General features: G+C 54.6%; 10 protein-coding genes. 4 read left to right on the forward strand and 6 right to left on the reverse strand.

The annotated features are described in order from the left end of the window. Positions 1-132 precede the first annotated feature (132 nt). The 3 genes from aroA to ansB all read right to left on the reverse strand — a co-directional run bounded on the left by aroA (position 133) and on the right by ansB (position 3,949). Positions 133-1,419, reverse strand: a complete 1,287-nt coding sequence (gene aroA / locus FCL49_RS06215) for a 3-phosphoshikimate 1-carboxyvinyltransferase (RefSeq protein ID WP_174352838.1) — start codon at positions 1,417-1,419, stop codon at positions 133-135. A 115-nt stretch (positions 1,420-1,534) separates the two neighbouring features. Beyond that, positions 1,535-2,620, reverse strand: coding sequence for a 3-phosphoserine/phosphohydroxythreonine transaminase (serC, locus tag FCL49_RS06220; RefSeq protein ID WP_174352839.1), 1,086 nt, complete (start codon positions 2,618-2,620; stop codon positions 1,535-1,537). A gap of 282 nt (positions 2,621-2,902) precedes the next feature. Continuing rightward, complete coding sequence (gene ansB / locus FCL49_RS06225) at positions 2,903-3,949, reverse strand: L-asparaginase 2 (protein WP_174352840.1); 1,047 nt, start codon at positions 3,947-3,949, stop codon at positions 2,903-2,905. A gap of 148 nt (positions 3,950-4,097) precedes the next feature. On the opposite strand from ansB, the gene ycaO reads away from it, so the two are divergent. The 4 genes from ycaO to pflA all read left to right on the forward strand — a co-directional run bounded on the left by ycaO (position 4,098) and on the right by pflA (position 10,559). After that, positions 4,098-5,861: a 30S ribosomal protein S12 methylthiotransferase accessory factor YcaO gene (gene ycaO / locus FCL49_RS06230; protein WP_174352841.1), complete on the forward strand. Its 1,764-nt coding sequence runs from the start codon at positions 4,098-4,100 to the stop codon at positions 5,859-5,861. A 461-nt stretch (positions 5,862-6,322) separates the two neighbouring features. Then, positions 6,323-7,183: a formate transporter FocA gene (gene focA / locus FCL49_RS06235; RefSeq protein ID WP_012006133.1), complete on the forward strand. Its 861-nt coding sequence runs from the start codon at positions 6,323-6,325 to the stop codon at positions 7,181-7,183. Between the two features lie 54 nt (positions 7,184-7,237). Then, positions 7,238-9,520, forward strand: coding sequence for a formate C-acetyltransferase (pflB, locus tag FCL49_RS06240; RefSeq protein ID WP_135315923.1), 2,283 nt, complete (start codon positions 7,238-7,240; stop codon positions 9,518-9,520). 298 nt (positions 9,521-9,818) lie between these two features. Beyond that, positions 9,819-10,559 carry a pyruvate formate lyase 1-activating protein gene (pflA, locus tag FCL49_RS06245; protein ID WP_174352842.1) on the forward strand — a complete coding sequence of 247 codons (741 nt, stop codon included), beginning with the start codon at positions 9,819-9,821 and terminating at the stop codon, positions 10,557-10,559. A 51-nt stretch (positions 10,560-10,610) separates the two neighbouring features. On the opposite strand, the gene FCL49_RS06250 is transcribed toward pflA, so the two are convergent. The 3 genes from FCL49_RS06250 to FCL49_RS06260 all read right to left on the reverse strand — a co-directional run bounded on the left by FCL49_RS06250 (position 10,611) and on the right by FCL49_RS06260 (position 16,733). Further along, a complete protein-coding gene (locus FCL49_RS06250) occupies positions 10,611-11,756 on the reverse strand; it encodes an MFS transporter (RefSeq protein ID WP_174352843.1) in 1,146 nt (381 codons plus the stop codon). Positions 11,757-11,973: 217 nt separating this feature from the next. Further along, positions 11,974-12,900 carry a pseudouridine-5'-phosphate glycosidase gene (locus FCL49_RS06255; RefSeq protein WP_174352844.1) on the reverse strand — a complete coding sequence of 309 codons (927 nt, stop codon included), beginning with the start codon at positions 12,898-12,900 and terminating at the stop codon, positions 11,974-11,976. Continuing rightward, positions 12,897-16,733 (reverse strand): amino acid adenylation domain-containing protein, encoded by a 3,837-nt coding sequence (locus tag FCL49_RS06260; RefSeq protein ID WP_174352845.1) that lies wholly within the window; start codon positions 16,731-16,733, stop codon positions 12,897-12,899. The genes FCL49_RS06255 and FCL49_RS06260 overlap by 4 nt, the downstream gene beginning before the upstream one ends. Between the last annotated feature and the right edge of the window lie 99 nt (positions 16,734-16,832).

Below are 16,832 nucleotides of genomic sequence, written 5' to 3' on the forward strand. Positions count from 1 at the left end.
ACCCTGGAACTGTCTGGTTGTTGAAAATAAGCGTATGACCGCGCAAAAGTATAGCGGACGGATCCAGGCTACGGGCGTTAAAAACAATAAAGGCCCAATCAAGGGCCTTAAAAGAAAGTATCTGACTGCGGATCACGCCAATTGACTGATGCGCGCCAACTGTTCGAAATAGTCCGGGAAGGTTTTCGCGGTACATTTAGGATCAAGAATGGTCACCGGCGTATCAGACAACGCCACCAGCGAGAAGCACATCGCCATACGGTGATCGTTGTAGGTGCCGATATCGGCAAACTTCAGCTTGGCTGGCGGTACGACGTGAATATAGTCCTCGCCTTCATCTACCTCAGCGCCCACTTTACGCAACTCGGTCGCCATCGCGGCCAGGCGGTCGGTCTCTTTCACCCGCCAGTTATAGATGTTGCGAATGGTCGTTGGGCCTTCGGCAAACAGGGCCGCCGTCGCAATGGTCATCGCCGCGTCAGGAATATGATTCATATCCATGTCGATGCCGCGCAGTTCACCGCGGCTGCACTCGATATAATCATCGCCCCAGGTAATGCGCGCGCCCATTTTTTCCAGCACATCGGCGAATTTGGTATCGCCCTGAACGCTTTTCTTACCGATGCCGGTGACGCGAACGGTGCCGCCTTTGATCGCAGCCGCCGCCAGGAAGTAAGAAGCGGAAGAAGCATCGCCCTCCACCAGATAATCGCCCGGCGAACGGTAGGCTTGGCGGCCATTAATGTGGAACACGCGATAGTTGTCGTGGCTAACCTCAACGCCGAAAGTACGCATCAGATGCAGCGTGATATCAATGTACGGCTTGGAAACCAGTTCACCCTTGATGTGGATATTGGTGTCTTGCGCGGCCAGAGGGGCCGTCATCAGCAATGCGGTCAGGAACTGGCTGGAGACGCTACCGTCGACGGTGACATCGCCGCCGTGAAAACCACCGCGCAGGCGCAATGGCGGATAATCGGTCTGTTCCAGGTAATCAATCTGTGCACCGCCCTGACGCAGAGCATCGACCAAATGGCCGATTGGACGCTCTTTCATGCGTGGCTCACCGGTCAGCACCACATCGCTATTGCCCAGGCACAAAGCGGCTGCCAATGGACGCATCGCGGTACCGGCATTGCCGAGGAACAGTTCAAGCGGCTGACTGGCTACCAGCGGGCCGGCCACACCTTCAACTTTACAGGTGGTGCGATCGGCGGACAGCTGATAGCTCACGCCCAGCGCCTGCAGCGCATTTAGCATATGGCGCACATCGTCGCTGTCCAGCAGGTTGGTCAGCGTCGTCGTTCCCTCCGCCAGCGCAGCCAGCAGCAGAGCACGGTTGGATACGCTCTTGGAGCCGGGTAAGTTGACGGTGCCATTGACCAGGGCAACCGGTTGTAACGTCAGGGAATCCACCATGTGAACAAAAATCTCCAAAATCTGATAAACGAAACGGCCCCGGGAAAATGCCGGAGCCGCTTTAATTCAAAAAGGACAACAGCGAAGGCGGCCCGCTCAATGCAGGCTACCCGGCTTAACCGTGACGACGTTCGAAGTCGGTCATAAAGTCGGTTAATGTCTTCACGCCGGCCAACGGCATGGCATTGTAAATAGAAGCGCGCATACCGCCAACTACTCGGTGGCCTTTCAGTGCCTGCAAGCCAATGGCTTCGGCTTCACTGAGAAACACCTTGTCCAGCGCAGGATCCGCCAACTGGAAGGGTACGTTCATCCAGGAACGGTTGGCAAGCGCCACCCGGCTGCGGTAGAAATCAGACTTATCGATAGTCGCATACAGCAACTCGGCCTTGGCCTGATTGCGTTTGTGCATCTCTACCAGGCCACCCTGCTCTTTCAGCCATTTGAACACCAGGCCGGACAGATACCAGGCAAAGGTCGGCGGCGTGTTGAACATCGAGTCGTTTTCGGCCAGCACGGTGTAATCAAGGATAGACGGCACTTCGCGGCGCGCCTTGCCCAGCAGATCTTCACGTACGATCACCAGCGTCAGGCCGGCCGGGCCAATGTTTTTCTGTGCGCCGGCATAAATCACGCCAAAACGACTAACGTCCAGCGGGCCAGACAGAATGGTGGAGGAGTAATCGCCGATCACGACTTTATCGCCGAAATCCGGTAGCTCATCGATAGCCACGCCGTCGATGGTTTCATTCGGACAGTAGTGCACGTAAGCCGCGTCGTCGTTCAACTGCCACTCTTTCATCGGTTTGATGCCAAGCAGGCCGTCGACGTTAGTTTTCACGTCGATGGTGTTTGGCGTGCAGTATTTTTGCGCTTCGGTGATGGCGCTGTGCGCCCAGTAGCCGCCGTCGATATAGTCCGCGGTAGTTTTGTCACCCAGCAAGTTCAGCGGCAGCGCGGCAAACTGTGCGCGGGCCCCGCCGTGGCAGAACAGAACTTTATAATTGGAGGGGATTTTCAGCAGATCGCGCAGGTCCTGTTCGGACTGCTGAGCAACTTCGATAAATTCTTTACTGCGGTGGCTGATTTCCATCACCGAGGTGCCAAGACCGTGCCAGTTGCACAACTCCTGTTCCGCACGACGCAAAACTTCAACCGGCAGCATGGCCGGACCAGAGCTAAAATTATAAACCTGAGTCATTTCCCCTCACCACATTCACTATTCGCCAATGAAACTGGCCTACCGAAATACGCCCGAACTAACCCATCGGTTTTATCACTCGCGCCCCCTGCCTGCAATGGTTATTCGCCCGGCGCCGGGAAACGCTTTATCCCTGCAATAACAGGCTCTGCCAAATCACCGGTATTTTTTGCCATAAAACGCTGTGACAGCGGCCAATTCAGTGGGTTAACGCGGTTTTTTATGCTGTATTCAGCCGACATGGCTGGGGGCCGCGCAGGCCCCCGAATGAAGAAAAGGCACTCAGTATTGATTAAACATCTGCTGAATTTGCTTGGCGTCTTTGGTCTGCGTCAACGCCAATTGCAGCAGGATCCGCGCTTTCTGCGGGTTCAGCGTGCCTGCGGCCACAAAGCCAAATTTGGCGTCATCCACTTCGGCATCTTCGGTGGTCGCCCCGGTGGGCACTCTGGAAGAACGTACCACGGCGACGCCGTTATGGGCGGCCGTCGCCAGCGTATCGAACACCGTTTTATACAGGTTACCGTTACCAACTCCGGCGCTGACGATGCCCTGATAACCTTCGGCAATCAATGCCTTGGCAGGCGCATCGGAGGCATTGGCATAGTTATAGATAATGCCGACTTTGGGCAACTCAGTCAGGCCGGAGACGTCAAACGGCGTATCCGTGGTGTGCTTGCGCTGCGGCGAACGCTGATAGTCAACCTTGCCGTTATGGATATAACCAAGCGGGCCAAAGTTGGGCGACTGAAAAGTCTGTACCGATGTGGTGTTGGTTTTTGTCACATCACGCCCGTCCAGCACGCTGTCGTTCATCGCCACCAGCACCCCACGCTTGGCCGATTGCGGATCTGCCGCCGTCACTACGGCGTTATACAGATTAAACGGGCCGTCGGCACTCATCGCCGTGGCCGGACGCATCGCCCCGACAATCACCACTGGTTTGTCGCATTTAACCGTCAGATCAAGAAAGTAGGCGGTTTCTTCCAGCGTATCGGTGCCATGGGTGATCACAAAACCGTCGGTTTTAGCGCAGTCGGCGTTGATTTTCTTCGCCAGCTTCAGCCAAACCTCATCATTCATATCTTGCGAACCAATGTTTACCACCTGCTCACCCTGGACATTGGCGACGTTTTTCAGCTCCGGTACGGCATTAACCAGAGCATCAACGCCCAGTTTGCCCGCCGTATAGTTGGATTTTGTCGCCGACTCGCCGCCACCGGCAATGGTGCCACCGGTCGCCAGCAAGGTGATGGTAGGCAATGCCAACGCAGAACCGCTTGCCCCCGCCAGCAGTAGCGCTACAACGCTGAGTTTCACTGATTTCATTAGGTTTCTCCATGATAGATAACCCGCTGAATTATGGCCCTTATCCTCAAAAAAACTGTGACTTTGCCACCGCTTTAGGAATACGTGGAGCTTGGGCGTAAAACCCCGTATCATTGCGCGTTTTTAGTACGCTCAAAAAGTGAAGACAATGACGCAAACTTTTATCCCTGGCAAAGATGCCGCGCTGGAAGACTCTATCGCGCGTTTCCAACAGAAATTAAGCGATCTGGGTTTTAATATCGAAGAGGCCTCCTGGCTGAACCCGGTGCCGCACGTATGGTCGGTTCACATCCGCGATCGCGATTGCCCGCTGTGCTTCACCAACGGTAAAGGCGCCAGCAAGAAAGCTGCGCTGGCCTCCGCTTTGGGCGAATACTTCGAACGCCTTTCTACCAACTATTTCTTTGCCGACTTCTATCTGGGCAAGCAGATTGCCGAAGGCGATTTCGTGCATTACCCGAACGAGAAATGGTTCCCGATCCCGGCCGATGATTCGCTGCCGGCCGGTATTCTCGATGAACGTCTGCATGCATTCTACAATCCGGATCAGGATGTTAACGCCAGCGACCTGATCGATCTGCAGTCCGGGAATGGCGATCGTGGCATTTGCGCCCTGCCGTTTTCCCGTCAGTCAGACCAGCAGACGGTTTATATCCCGATGAACATCATCGGTAACCTTTATGTGTCCAATGGCATGTCTGCCGGCAACACCGCCAACGAAGCTCGCGTGCAGGGCTTGTCTGAGGTGTTCGAGCGCTATGTGAAAAACCGCATCATCGCCGAATCCATCAGCCTGCCGGAGATCCCGGCTGAAGTATTGAACCGCTATCCGGGCGTGGTGGAAGCCATCGCCAAGCTGGAGGAAGAAGGTTTCCCAATCCTGTCCTACGATGCCTCGCTGGGCGGCAACTATCCGGTGATCTGCGTTGTGCTGTTCAATCCGGCTAACGGCACCTGTTTCGCCTCGTTCGGCGCCCACCCTGATTTTGGCGTGGCGCTTGAGCGTACCGTCACTGAACTGCTGCAGGGCCGCAGCCTGAAGGATCTGGATGTGTTCACCGCGCCAACCTTCGACGACGAAGAAGTGGCAGAGCACACCAATCTGGAAACCCACTTTATCGATTCCAGCGGTTTGATCTCCTGGGATATGTTCAAGCAGGACGCGGATTACCCGTTTGTCGACTGGAGCTTCAGCGGCAGCACGCAGGAAGAGTTCGCCACGTTGATGAGCATCTTCGATAAAGAAGGCGCGGAAGTGTATATCGCCGACTACGAGCATCTGGATGTGTATGCCTGCCGTATCATAGTGCCGGGCATGTCCGACATCTATCCTGCGGAAGACCTGCTGCTGGCCAACAACAGCATGGGTGCGCACCTGCGAGATCTTCTGCTGGCGCTGCCGGGCAGTGAGTGGGAGCCACAAGAATATCTGGCGCTGATTGAACGCTTTGACGACGAAGGCCTGGACGATTTCACCCGCGTGCGTGAACTGTTGGGCATTGCCTCCGGTAAAGACAACGCCTGGAATACCCTACGCGTGGGTGAGCTGAAATCAATGCTGGCGCTGGCAGGCGGCGATATGGATCAGGCGCTGATTTGGGCCGAATGGACGCAGGACTTCAACGCTTCGGTATTGAGCCCGGCACGCAGCAACTACTACCGTTGCCTGCAAACCCTGCTGTTGCTGACACAAGAGCCAGAACGCGATCCGGCGCAGTATTACGCGGCCTTCGTGAAAATGTACGGTCAGGAAGCGGTGGATGCGGCCTCTGCGGCCATCAGTGGCGAAGAGCGCTTTAACGGCCTGTTCGCGGTCGATAGCAGTCTGAAAGCCTTGCCGGCCCATCAGGCACTGTTGGCGGCCTACGAAAAACTGCAGAACGCCAAGCGCCGCTATTGGGCGCAGGCATAATCTCAGTATCTTGGCGCCGGCGGATCTCTGCCGGCGCGATACCCCAAAGTCTCAGTTCAAAAATATCAACCTTTTATTTTGACGGTTAAATAAGCGGGTTTTCTGTTTATTTTTTTCGCCTAATTACGCACTTATCGGCAAACAAGATAAATAAAACGGCAATTGTTACTGGTTGGTGAAATAATAATTAACCGATAATTAAACCCTATCCCCTGAAAAGTGACAAAATGCGTTAAAATTTAACCTTATCGAGGCTGTCATCACCGTCTTTTCAAAATTATTTGCAAACATTAAAAAATAGTTTTATCATTAAATTCAATACCTTAATTCAATAAACCTTGCGATTTATCTGGTTTTTGACCGCTTTAGTTTCTCGCCTTATGATCCAAATCAATTTTTACCCTATACTGCTTTGTTAGTATCTTATTGCGTTGTTTTAACCCTTAAAAGCGAGAGTTAGTGTGAAAGCTGACAACCCCTTCGATCTGATATTACCTGCAGCAACAGCGAAAATCGCTGAGGATGCAGGTGTGTATAAAGCCACCAAGCATCCGCTGAAAACCTTTTATTTGGCGATCACTGCCGGCGTCTTTATTTCAATCGCATTCGTATTTTATATCACTGCGACTACCGGCACTGCCGGTGTGCCTTTCGGCCTGGCAAAACTGGTCGGCGGCATCTGTTTCTCTCTGGGGTTAATGCTGGTGGTGGTTTCGGGCGCCGACCTGTTCACTTCCACCGTGCTGATTGTCATTGCCAAGGCCAGCGGCCGCATCAGCTGGTGCCAACTGGGGGCCAACTGGCTGAATGTCTATATCGGCAACCTGATTGGTGCACTGTTCTTTGTGGCACTCATCTGGTTCTCTGGTGAACACATGGTCGCCAACGGTCAGTGGGGCCTGAACGTCCTGCAAACCGCGGATCACAAGCTGCATCACACCTTTGTTGAGGCCGTCTGCCTCGGCATCCTGGCTAACCTGATGGTCTGCCTGGCGGTATGGATGAGCTACTCCGGCCGCAGCCTGATGGACAAAATGTTCGCCATGATCCTGCCGGTCGGCATGTTTGTCGCCAGCGGTTTCGAACACAGCATCGCCAACATGTTTATGATCCCTATGGGTATCGTGGTTAAAAACTTCGCCACGCCAGAATTCTGGCAAGCCGTAGGGGCAACACCTGAGCAATTTGCTCATCTGACCGTAAGCAACTTTATCATCGACAACCTGATCCCGGTCACCATCGGTAACATCATTGGTGGCGGTCTGCTGGTTGGGTTGACTTACTGGGTAATTTATCTGCGTGGTGGTGAACAACAGCACTAAGCTGTTAGTTACCGCGCGCCGAGTTAGAACTCCACAATTAAAGGTAGGTGTATAATGACCGAACTTAACGAGAAATTAGCCAAAGCCTGGGAAGGTTTCAGCAAGGGTGACTGGCAGAATGAAGTCAACGTTCGTGACTTCATCCAGAAAAACTACACTCCTTACGAGGGTGATGAATCCTTCCTGGCTGGCGCAACTCAGGCCACCTCCACCTTGTGGGACAAGGTTATGGAAGGGATCAAACTGGAAAACCGCACCCATGCGCCAGTTGATTTCGACACCAACGTTGCCGCTACCATTACTTCTCACGACGCGGGCTACATTGCCAAAGAGCTGGAAACCATCGTTGGTTTGCAAACTGATGCACCACTGAAACGCGCGCTGATCCCATTCGGCGGCATCAAAATGGTGGAAGGTTCTTGTAAGGTCTACGGCCGCGAACTGGATCCACAGCTGAAGAAAGTGTTCACCGAATACCGCAAAACCCACAACCAGGGCGTATTCGATGTTTACACCAAAGACATTCTGAACTGCCGTAAATCCGGCGTGCTGACCGGTCTGCCTGATGCATACGGCCGTGGCCGCATCATCGGTGACTACCGTCGCGTAGCGCTGTACGGCATCGACTTCCTGATGGCCGACAAGCTGAACCAGTTCAAGTCACTGCAGACCAAGCTGGAAAACGGCGAAGATCTGGAAATGACCATCCAGCTGCGTGAAGAAATTGCTGAACAGCATCGCGCTCTGGGTCAAATTAAAGAAATGGCGGCCAAATACGGCTGCGATATCTCTGGCCCGGCGACCACCGCGCAAGAAGCCGTACAGTGGACCTACTTCGGCTACCTGGCCGCAGTGAAATCCCAGAACGGTGCAGCCATGTCCTTCGGCCGCGTGTCCACCTTCCTTGACGTGTTTATCCAACGCGACATCGATGCGGGCAAACTGAACGAAGAACAAGCGCAGGAACTGATTGACCACCTGGTGATGAAACTGCGTATGGTTCGCTTCCTGCGTACCCCTGAGTATGATGAACTGTTCTCCGGTGACCCAATCTGGGCGACTGAGTCCCTGGCAGGTATGGGCGTTGACGGCCGTACTCTGGTTACCAAAAACAGCTTCCGTTTCCTGAACACCCTGTACACCATGGGGCCGTCTCCGGAACCGAACATGACCATCCTGTGGTCTGAAAAACTGCCGTTGAACTTCAAAAAATACGCTGCGAAAGTGTCTATCGACACCTCCTCCGTACAGTATGAAAACGACGACCTGATGCGTCCTGACTTCAACAACGATGACTATGCCATCGCCTGTTGCGTCAGCCCGATGATTGTCGGCAAACAAATGCAGTTCTTCGGTGCCCGTGCCAACCTGGCGAAAACCATGTTGTACGCCATCAACGGCGGCGTTGATGAAAAAATGAAAATCCAGGTCGGCCCGAAAGAAGCGCCAATGATGGATACCGTGCTGGACTATGACAAAGTCATGGAACGCATGGACCACTTTATGGATTGGCTGGCCAAGCAGTACGTGACCGCGCTGAACATCATTCACTACATGCACGACAAGTACAGCTATGAAGCTGCACTGATGGCGCTGCATGACCGTGACGTTTATCGCACCATGGCTTGCGGCATCGCCGGTCTGTCGGTTGCGGCTGACTCCCTGTCTGCTATCAAATACGCTAAAGTGTCCACCATCCGTGACGAAGACGGCCTGGCCGTAGACTTCAAAATCGAAGGTGAATACCCGCAGTTCGGTAACAACGATGCTCGCGTAGATGACATCGCCTGTGACCTGGTAGAACGTTTCATGAAGAAAATTCAGAAACTGCGTACCTACCGTAATGCAGTAGCGACTCAGTCTGTACTGACCATCACCTCTAACGTGGTTTACGGCAAGAAAACCGGTAACACCCCAGATGGCCGCCGTGCAGGCGCTCCATTCGGTCCAGGTGCCAACCCAATGCACGGCCGTGACCAGAAAGGTGCCGTAGCTTCCCTGACCTCCGTAGCCAAACTGCCGTTTGCCTATGCGAAAGACGGGATCTCGTACACCTTCTCCATCGTGCCAAACGCGCTGGGTAAAGATGACGACGTGCGTAAAGCCAACCTGGCAGGTCTGATGGACGGTTACTTCCACCACGAAGCCTCTATCGAAGGTGGCCAGCACCTGAACGTTAACGTGATGAACCGTGAAATGCTGCTGGACGCGATGGAAAACCCTGAGAAATATCCTCAGCTGACCATCCGCGTATCCGGTTATGCCGTTCGCTTCAACTCGCTGACCAAAGAACAACAGCAAGACGTAATTACCCGTACTTTCACTCAGTCGATGTAATTGCCCCATCCGGGCGGGGTTTCCCGCCCGGTGGTTAAGCTGAACCCCGGGGCCGGATCTTTCCGGCCTTTTTAATAATGCAGTCCCCTGACTCAGCGCGAGTCTGTTTTGCCAGATGGCTATACTCAATGGAATGGCTATCCGGCAAAACAGTTATCCGGCGTAATAACCGGCCAACAGGAATCGTTCCACCCCAGTCGTCGGGCCCTGCCCGCTTGCTGCATCGCTGATCCCTGCTGGCGGTTACAAGCCTACTTTTAGACTGCGTTTGACAGTCAATATTGGAGAAAACCCCGCAATGTCAGTGAAAGGTCGCATCCACTCCTTCGAATCCTGTGGCACCGTAGACGGCCCAGGGATCCGCTTTATCGTTTTCTTCCAGGGCTGCCTGATGCGCTGCCTGTATTGCCACAACCGTGATACCTGGGATACCCACGGCGGGAAAGAAGTCACCGTGGAAGAGCTGATGAAAGACGCCGTCTCTTATCGCCACTTTATGAATGCTTCCGGCGGCGGCGTTACCGCTTCCGGCGGCGAAGCGATTTTGCAGGCTGAATTCGTCCGCGACTGGTTCCGCGCCTGCCACGAAGAAGGGATCAACACCTGTCTGGACACCAATGGTTTTGTCCGCCGTTACGATCCGGTAATCGACGAACTGCTGGATGCCACCGATCTGGTGATGCTGGATCTCAAACAGATGAACGACGATATTCACCAAAATCTGGTCGGCGTTTCCAACCACCGCACGCTGGAATTTGCCCGCTATCTGGCGAAGCGCAATCAGCGCACCTGGATCCGTTACGTCGTGGTGCCGGGTTGGTCAGATGATGACAAGTCGACGCACCTGCTGGGTGAGTTCACCAAGGACATGACCAACATCGAGAAAATCGAACTGCTGCCTTACCACGAACTGGGCAAGCATAAGTGGGTAGCGATGGGGGAAGAGTACAAGCTGGACGGCGTCCATCCACCGAAAGCGGAAACCATGGAGCGCGTCAAAGGCATTCTGGAAAGCTACGGCCATAAAGTGATGTACTGAGGCCTTGGCTACAACAAAAAACCCGGCGCGCTATGGCCGGGTTTTTTATGCTCAGGCGGCAGCAAACGGGGTGTGTTGAGGGTCCGGCTTTTTCAGCAGCATCATCAGATAGACCAGTGCTACGGCGGCAATCATCACAAACAGCGATTGGTCGGAATAATTTTGCATCAGCAGCGCCGTCATCGACGGGCCGAGCAGGCTGCCAATGGTGTAGCTCATCAACAGTGCCTGATTCATCGCCACCAGCTCATGCGGCATCGCCTTCTCACAGGCCCAGGACATCGCGACCGGATACAGGGTAAACCCGGCACAGCCGAGAATGAATAGCGCCGGTGCCATGGCGGAGTGACTGAGCATCGCCACGCTGGCGAGGATCACCACAAATACCTGAATACGCAGCACCAGCAGGCGCCCATAGCGGTCAGCCAGACGCCCTACCGGCCACTGCCCGACAATGCCTGAACTGACCAGTAATGCCATCCAGTAACCGACGTTGGCGTCGCTCATCCCCTGATGAGATAAATACAACGGCATCAGGCCATACAACGAGCCGAGAACAATCCCGGAGATAATACAGCCATTGATGCCCAACCGCGCGCTACGGCGTTTCAACATCGGCCAAACAGCGGCCTGTTGAGGTTCATCGTGCTGGCTGTTAACCCGGGCAAACAACATCGGCAATATGGCGCTGAGCACAATGGCCGTCACCCAGGGCACTACGTTCAACAGTTCGGTAGACACCATACTCAGCAACAGTTGGCCGACCACCGTTCCCAGGTAGTAAACCATCATATAGGCCGCCAGCAGTTGGCCACGGTTGGAAAGGTTTCCGCTGCGCAATAAGGCGCTCTCAACAATCACCCAAATCCAGGCGCAGCCGATACCGGCAAAGAAACGCCAGCCCATCCAACTCCAGAAATCGAGTGACAACGCCATGCCGGCGGTCGCCACGGCAAATACCACGCAGGCAAGATGATAGCTGCGGGTAAAGCCAATGCGCTGGATCAGTTTACCCGCCATCAGCGTGCCGAGCAGATTGCCGGTAAAGTAAGAGGAACTTACCATTCCCACCTGTCCGGTTGACAACTGTGCATGGGTTAACCAAAGAGGAACTAACGTATTCAATACGGCAATAGAAACCGTGAGCAACAACAGGCCACAGAGCAGCAGGAGCACTGGGCGGGAATATGCGGACATAGTGAGATTGAAACCGAACGCGCAATGAGAGTGCGCGCATCATGCCACTGGCGATAAAAAAGTCAATCAGCTCTTATCAGTGGATCGCACGATTTGTTTTTTGTCACCCTGGCGCAGAGTAACTTCTTCAGGAAACGCGCTCTCAATGACCGCTTAACGCTGTGCATCAATGAGGTTTCGGCGTCGCCCCCTTCCTTATAGACGACGCCAAACTTTCTTAACGCGACCGGTGATAAACCATCGCCAACTGGCCCGCAATTTCGGCGGTATTCACCAATACTGCCGCATTGGCCATGGCCGAACGCCCCTGGGTTGCCTGCTCGACCGCTTTCATAATGAATTTGGTTACCTGGCTGCCAGTCACGCTTTCGGCGGCCGCGTCCTCGATGGCGGCCTGGATCGCTGCCTGAACGTCACGGCTGTCAATCGCATCCTCCGGTTTGGTCGGGGCTGCCACCACCATCGCCGCACTGCCCGGTAATGCGCGGTTAATATCAATCGCCTGGGCAATCTCCTCCAGGCTGTCTAGCCGTTGCGGACTGCGATAACCGCTACTGCAGCAATAGAAGGCCGGGAAATCGTCCGCCTGATAGGTCACCACGGGAACGCACTGGGTTTCCAGAAACTCCAGCGTACGCCCGATATCGAGGATATTTTTGGCACCTGCGCACACCACGGTCACGTTAGTGCGGGTAAATTGGATCAAATCGGAAGAGATATCCATGCTGTCCTCTCCTCCGCGATGCACGCCGCCAATACCCGCAGAGGCAAAGAAACGAATGCCGGCCAGTTCGGCCAGCATCAGCGACGACGCCACCGTGGTGGCCCCCATGCCTTTTTGCGCCAACACAAAAGGCAAATTGTTGCTGGATACTTTCGCGATGCCGGGCGTGGTAGCGAAACGTTCGATCTGCTCGCGATTCATTCCCACCAAAATTTCGCCATCGCAAATGCCAATGGTCGCAGGAACCGCGCCGCTGCGGCGTACTGCCGCTTCCACCGCCAGCGCCGTCTCCACATTGGCAGGATAGTTCAGCCCGTGGGTAATGACGTTTGATTCCAGCGCAACCACCGCGCGGTGGCTTTCCAGAGCGGCCTTCACTTCAGGATGAATAACTAAAGGCAGTAAATTAGCGTGCATCATGACTCACTTATCATATTGACGGAAACAGAGGGAAACAGCGCCGCTTGCAGTTGCGCGACACCTTCAGGCTGCAGCAATTGGTAATGGTCGACCGCCAGTTGGATCACCCGTGGCGGATTAACCTGCAGAGCCGGTGAGTTTTCAAGTTGGGAATAATGGTCGCCGGCCGCTTTAATGACGGTTATCGGCGCCCGAACCTGGCGTTGCTGCAATTCATCGAAGTTATAGCCGAAGGCATAGGTTTGCTTGACGATCTCAATGATCCGCTCCACCAGCTCCACCTGAAGCTGTGGGAAACAGCGGCAAATAAAACGCACAAAGTCCCCCTCTTCACGGCACTCTGCCAGACAGCGCTCAAGCAAGGGCCCCTCCACCTGGCGGGCAAAAACGGAAAATAAAATCGCCACAAACACCGGGTTGGTAAAACTGACCTGTTGGTTACCCTCTTGCTCTCGGTCAAATTGCGTTTTTGGCGAGCCGGGAGCAATCAGATACAGCGCCTCCACTTCCTGGCCTTCAGCCTCCAACTGGTAGGCAGCTTCGAAAGCTACGCGTGCGCCGAACGAGTATCCCCACAAGGTATAGGGCCCGTGGGGCTGCAAGCGTCGGATTTGCACGATATCGGCCGCCGCCATCTGCTGGATGGACTCCAGTGGCAGTTCCCCTTCGTTAATGCCCAGTGCTTGCACGCCATAAAAGCCACGCGCCTGGCTCAGGCTCTCTCCCAGCGCTTTCAGACTCAGCGGGTAGCCTCCCAGTCCTGGCCAGCAAAAAATCGCCGGCGCCTGCTGTCGATTAAAGGGCACCAGGCGCGACAGCTGTGGCGCGAGATAGGCATTGCGTTCTATCCAGTCGGCCAAAGCAACGATGCTTGGCGTTTGGAACAGGATCTGCATCGGCAATTTAATATCGAGCGCTTTGTTTACCTGGTTGATAAACATCACTGCGGTGAGTGAGTTCCCCCCGCTTTCAAAGAAATCATCGTCCGCAGAGACCCTTTCCCACTTCATGACCCGGCACCAGATTTCGGCCAAGCGCTGTTGCAATTCGCCCTCTGGAGCCAACAGCGGCTTTTCGGTATTCAGTTGGCAAGCATACAGACGATTAAGCGTTTGTTGGTCGACCTTACCGTTGGCCATCAGCGGCAGCTTGTCCATGACCAGCACACGGTTGGGGATCATGTATTGTGGCAACTGCGCGGCTAGATCGGCTTTCAGCATTTCAGTTGGCCCTTGCATATGCACCCGGTCCTCATCCATGCCGTCATGACTCAGCTGCGACGGGCTGAGCGGGCCGCCGATACAGAAATAACAGCTCTGCATCGGTAACCCGTGGCGGGTCAACAGCGCCCGCATCGCCTTTGCGGCAGGCAAGTCGTGCCCGCTTTTCGAGCTATAGCCGGCCGACATCATCCCCAGCCCCAACGGATTGGCCTGCAGGCGATGCAGCGCACGCCCCAGCATAATGTAATGCCCCTGAGCATCGGCATGGTTGTTTACCAGCATGATGCCAAAGCCCGCACGCTGATAGACCTGCTGATTGATGGCGATAACGTGATGGCGTGCCAGGATCTCCTCATCCATAAAATGCAGCGATCCCTGGCGATAGTGGTACAGCCCAGCAGACATATCGGCGACGCCCTGCGCATGCACCTGGACAAAAAATTCTGCATGCTCGACAACGGCCTCCCTATTGGCTGGCTGAAGGCGATAATCACCAAAATAATAGTCAGTTGCGGCTCCGTCATACCACTGCGGCAATGCCTCCGGTTTGGCACCGGTGATGACCTGCAAGCCATATTCCGGCAGCAGTTCATCGAACAGCCCCAACATATGACCCGCCTCCATCTCCAAAACTTCTTGAATATTGTTCTGATAAACCTGATCGATAGCCGCGCGTTTGCCGATAAAGTGGATTTTCAGGCTCGCCGTTGCCTGTTCCTGCAGTTCGCCTATGCGGTACAGACGGTGGTTTACGGGGTGGTAATAATAGATCCCCGCCGGCCAGCCAAACATGCGGTGAAGTTCGAGGTACATCTGAACCGAATACAGCGCCCCCGGTGATGCGTAGGCGTATTTGGGCAACAAACGTTTTTCACTGGCGAACTGGCCAAAGTTACGCAGCAGCGCGCCAAAATCCTCCGCCGACAGCGCCTGCAGCTCACTCGCTAATACGGCGCGCGGGCTACGCCCCAGGATTGACAATAATTGCGCCTCGGTGACCCGCGTCGTCCCTTCAAAGAAACGGTAACTCTTGCGGCTGAAAGCCCGATAGCTTTGCTGAGCGGTAGCCTGTGCACCGGCAAGCGCGATCGCGGGCAATGCCCGGCACTCGTCCTCGCTGCGGCACCCCGCATTGGACAGCTGCGCCTTGACCTGTTGCCTGCTGGCCTTGGACTGATGATGCTCACCGTGAACCCCCTGATCCATCAACACCGCATGCTGCGAGTCCAACTCGACGCAGGCGATCAGGTTTTGATAATGGGTTCGCTCATCCTCATTGACCATCACCGCCGCCCTTTTCACCCAGAGGTGACGCTCAATGGCCAGGCGAATTTCATCGAGTTCGATACGGTAACCGCGCAGCTTAATCTGGTTATCTGCCCGGCCGGAAAAGTGATAGCTGCCGAGGCTATCCCGGTAAACCACATCGCCGGTGCGATACATACGCGCATGTTCTGCCGCAGTGGTAAATGGATTCGTCAGAAATCGTTCAGCCGTCAACTCGGGACGCTGCAAATAGCCATTGGCCACCTGCACGCCGGAAATGTACAACTCGCCTTTTTCACCCTCGGCCACCGGCTGACGGTGCGCATCAAGCACATAAAACTGGGTATCATCCACCGGTTGGCCTATCGAAACGGCGTCCGGCGACTGTGCCAGCCCATCTTTCTCAACCTCATGCACCGAGGCATTGATGGTGCATTCCGTTGGACCATACAGGTTGACCAGGCTGGCCTGCGGCAGACACTGAAAGAACTGCCGCGCCAGGTTGCGAGTCAATATCTCACCGCCACAAAAGACCTGCGTTAACGCCTGGCAATCCTGTAACAGCGGCTGCTCGACCAGCGCCTGCAGCAGCGTCGGGACGCATTGCAGGCTGGTGATTTGATGATGCAGCAAGGTCATCACCATCATATCCGGATCGCGGTAGCAATCCTTCGGGGCCATCACCAGCGAACATCCCATCGCCGGTGCCAGGATCTCCCACTGCGCGGCATCAAAACTCATGGGCGTTTTCTGCAAAATTTTGCTGTGTGCACCAAAAGCAAAACGACCGGTCAGGTAATGCATATGACGGGAAATATTAGGGTAACTGACCATTACGCCTTTCGGTTTGCCCGAACTGCCTGAGGTGTAAATGACATAGGCCAGCCGCGCGGTATCGCTGGCATCAGCAATGTCAAAAGCCGCTTCGGGCAAATTAGAAAGATAAGGAATATCATTGTCGGTAATAACCGTGACATCAGGCCCGATCAGCGTTTGCAATTTTTCTTTGAGATGATATTGGCAAAAAATAACTTTTACCGCTGAGTCGGCAATCATATAACGCAGCCGCTCATCGGGATATTCTGGCGCCAAAGGTAAATAAGCATAGCCGCTGGCCAAAATCCCCCAGGCGCCGCTGACCAGAGTAGTAGAAGGCTCGCAGAATAAACCGATACAAACGCTGTCTGTCCTAACCCGCTGCCGCAAACAGGAAGAAATACTGAAAACATGGTGGCAGAAGTCGCGATAATTCAGTACGCCGTCCGCGTCCTGCACCGCAATGGCTTCGGGTTGTCGGCTGTAGTGTTGAGCCAACTGTGCAAATAGTCCCGCCGAAATATCCATTTTTACTCTATGAACGCCTCACATTTGCAAGGATCCCGGTAGGGTTGTAATGACGACGTGCTTTAGCAACACTTCCCATTATGGGGAAATGCCCGACCT

The sequence above is a fragment of the Serratia proteamaculans genome, from assembly GCF_013337185.1.
In the GTDB taxonomy this organism is placed as follows: Bacteria; Pseudomonadota; Gammaproteobacteria; order Enterobacterales; family Enterobacteriaceae; genus Serratia; species Serratia proteamaculans_D.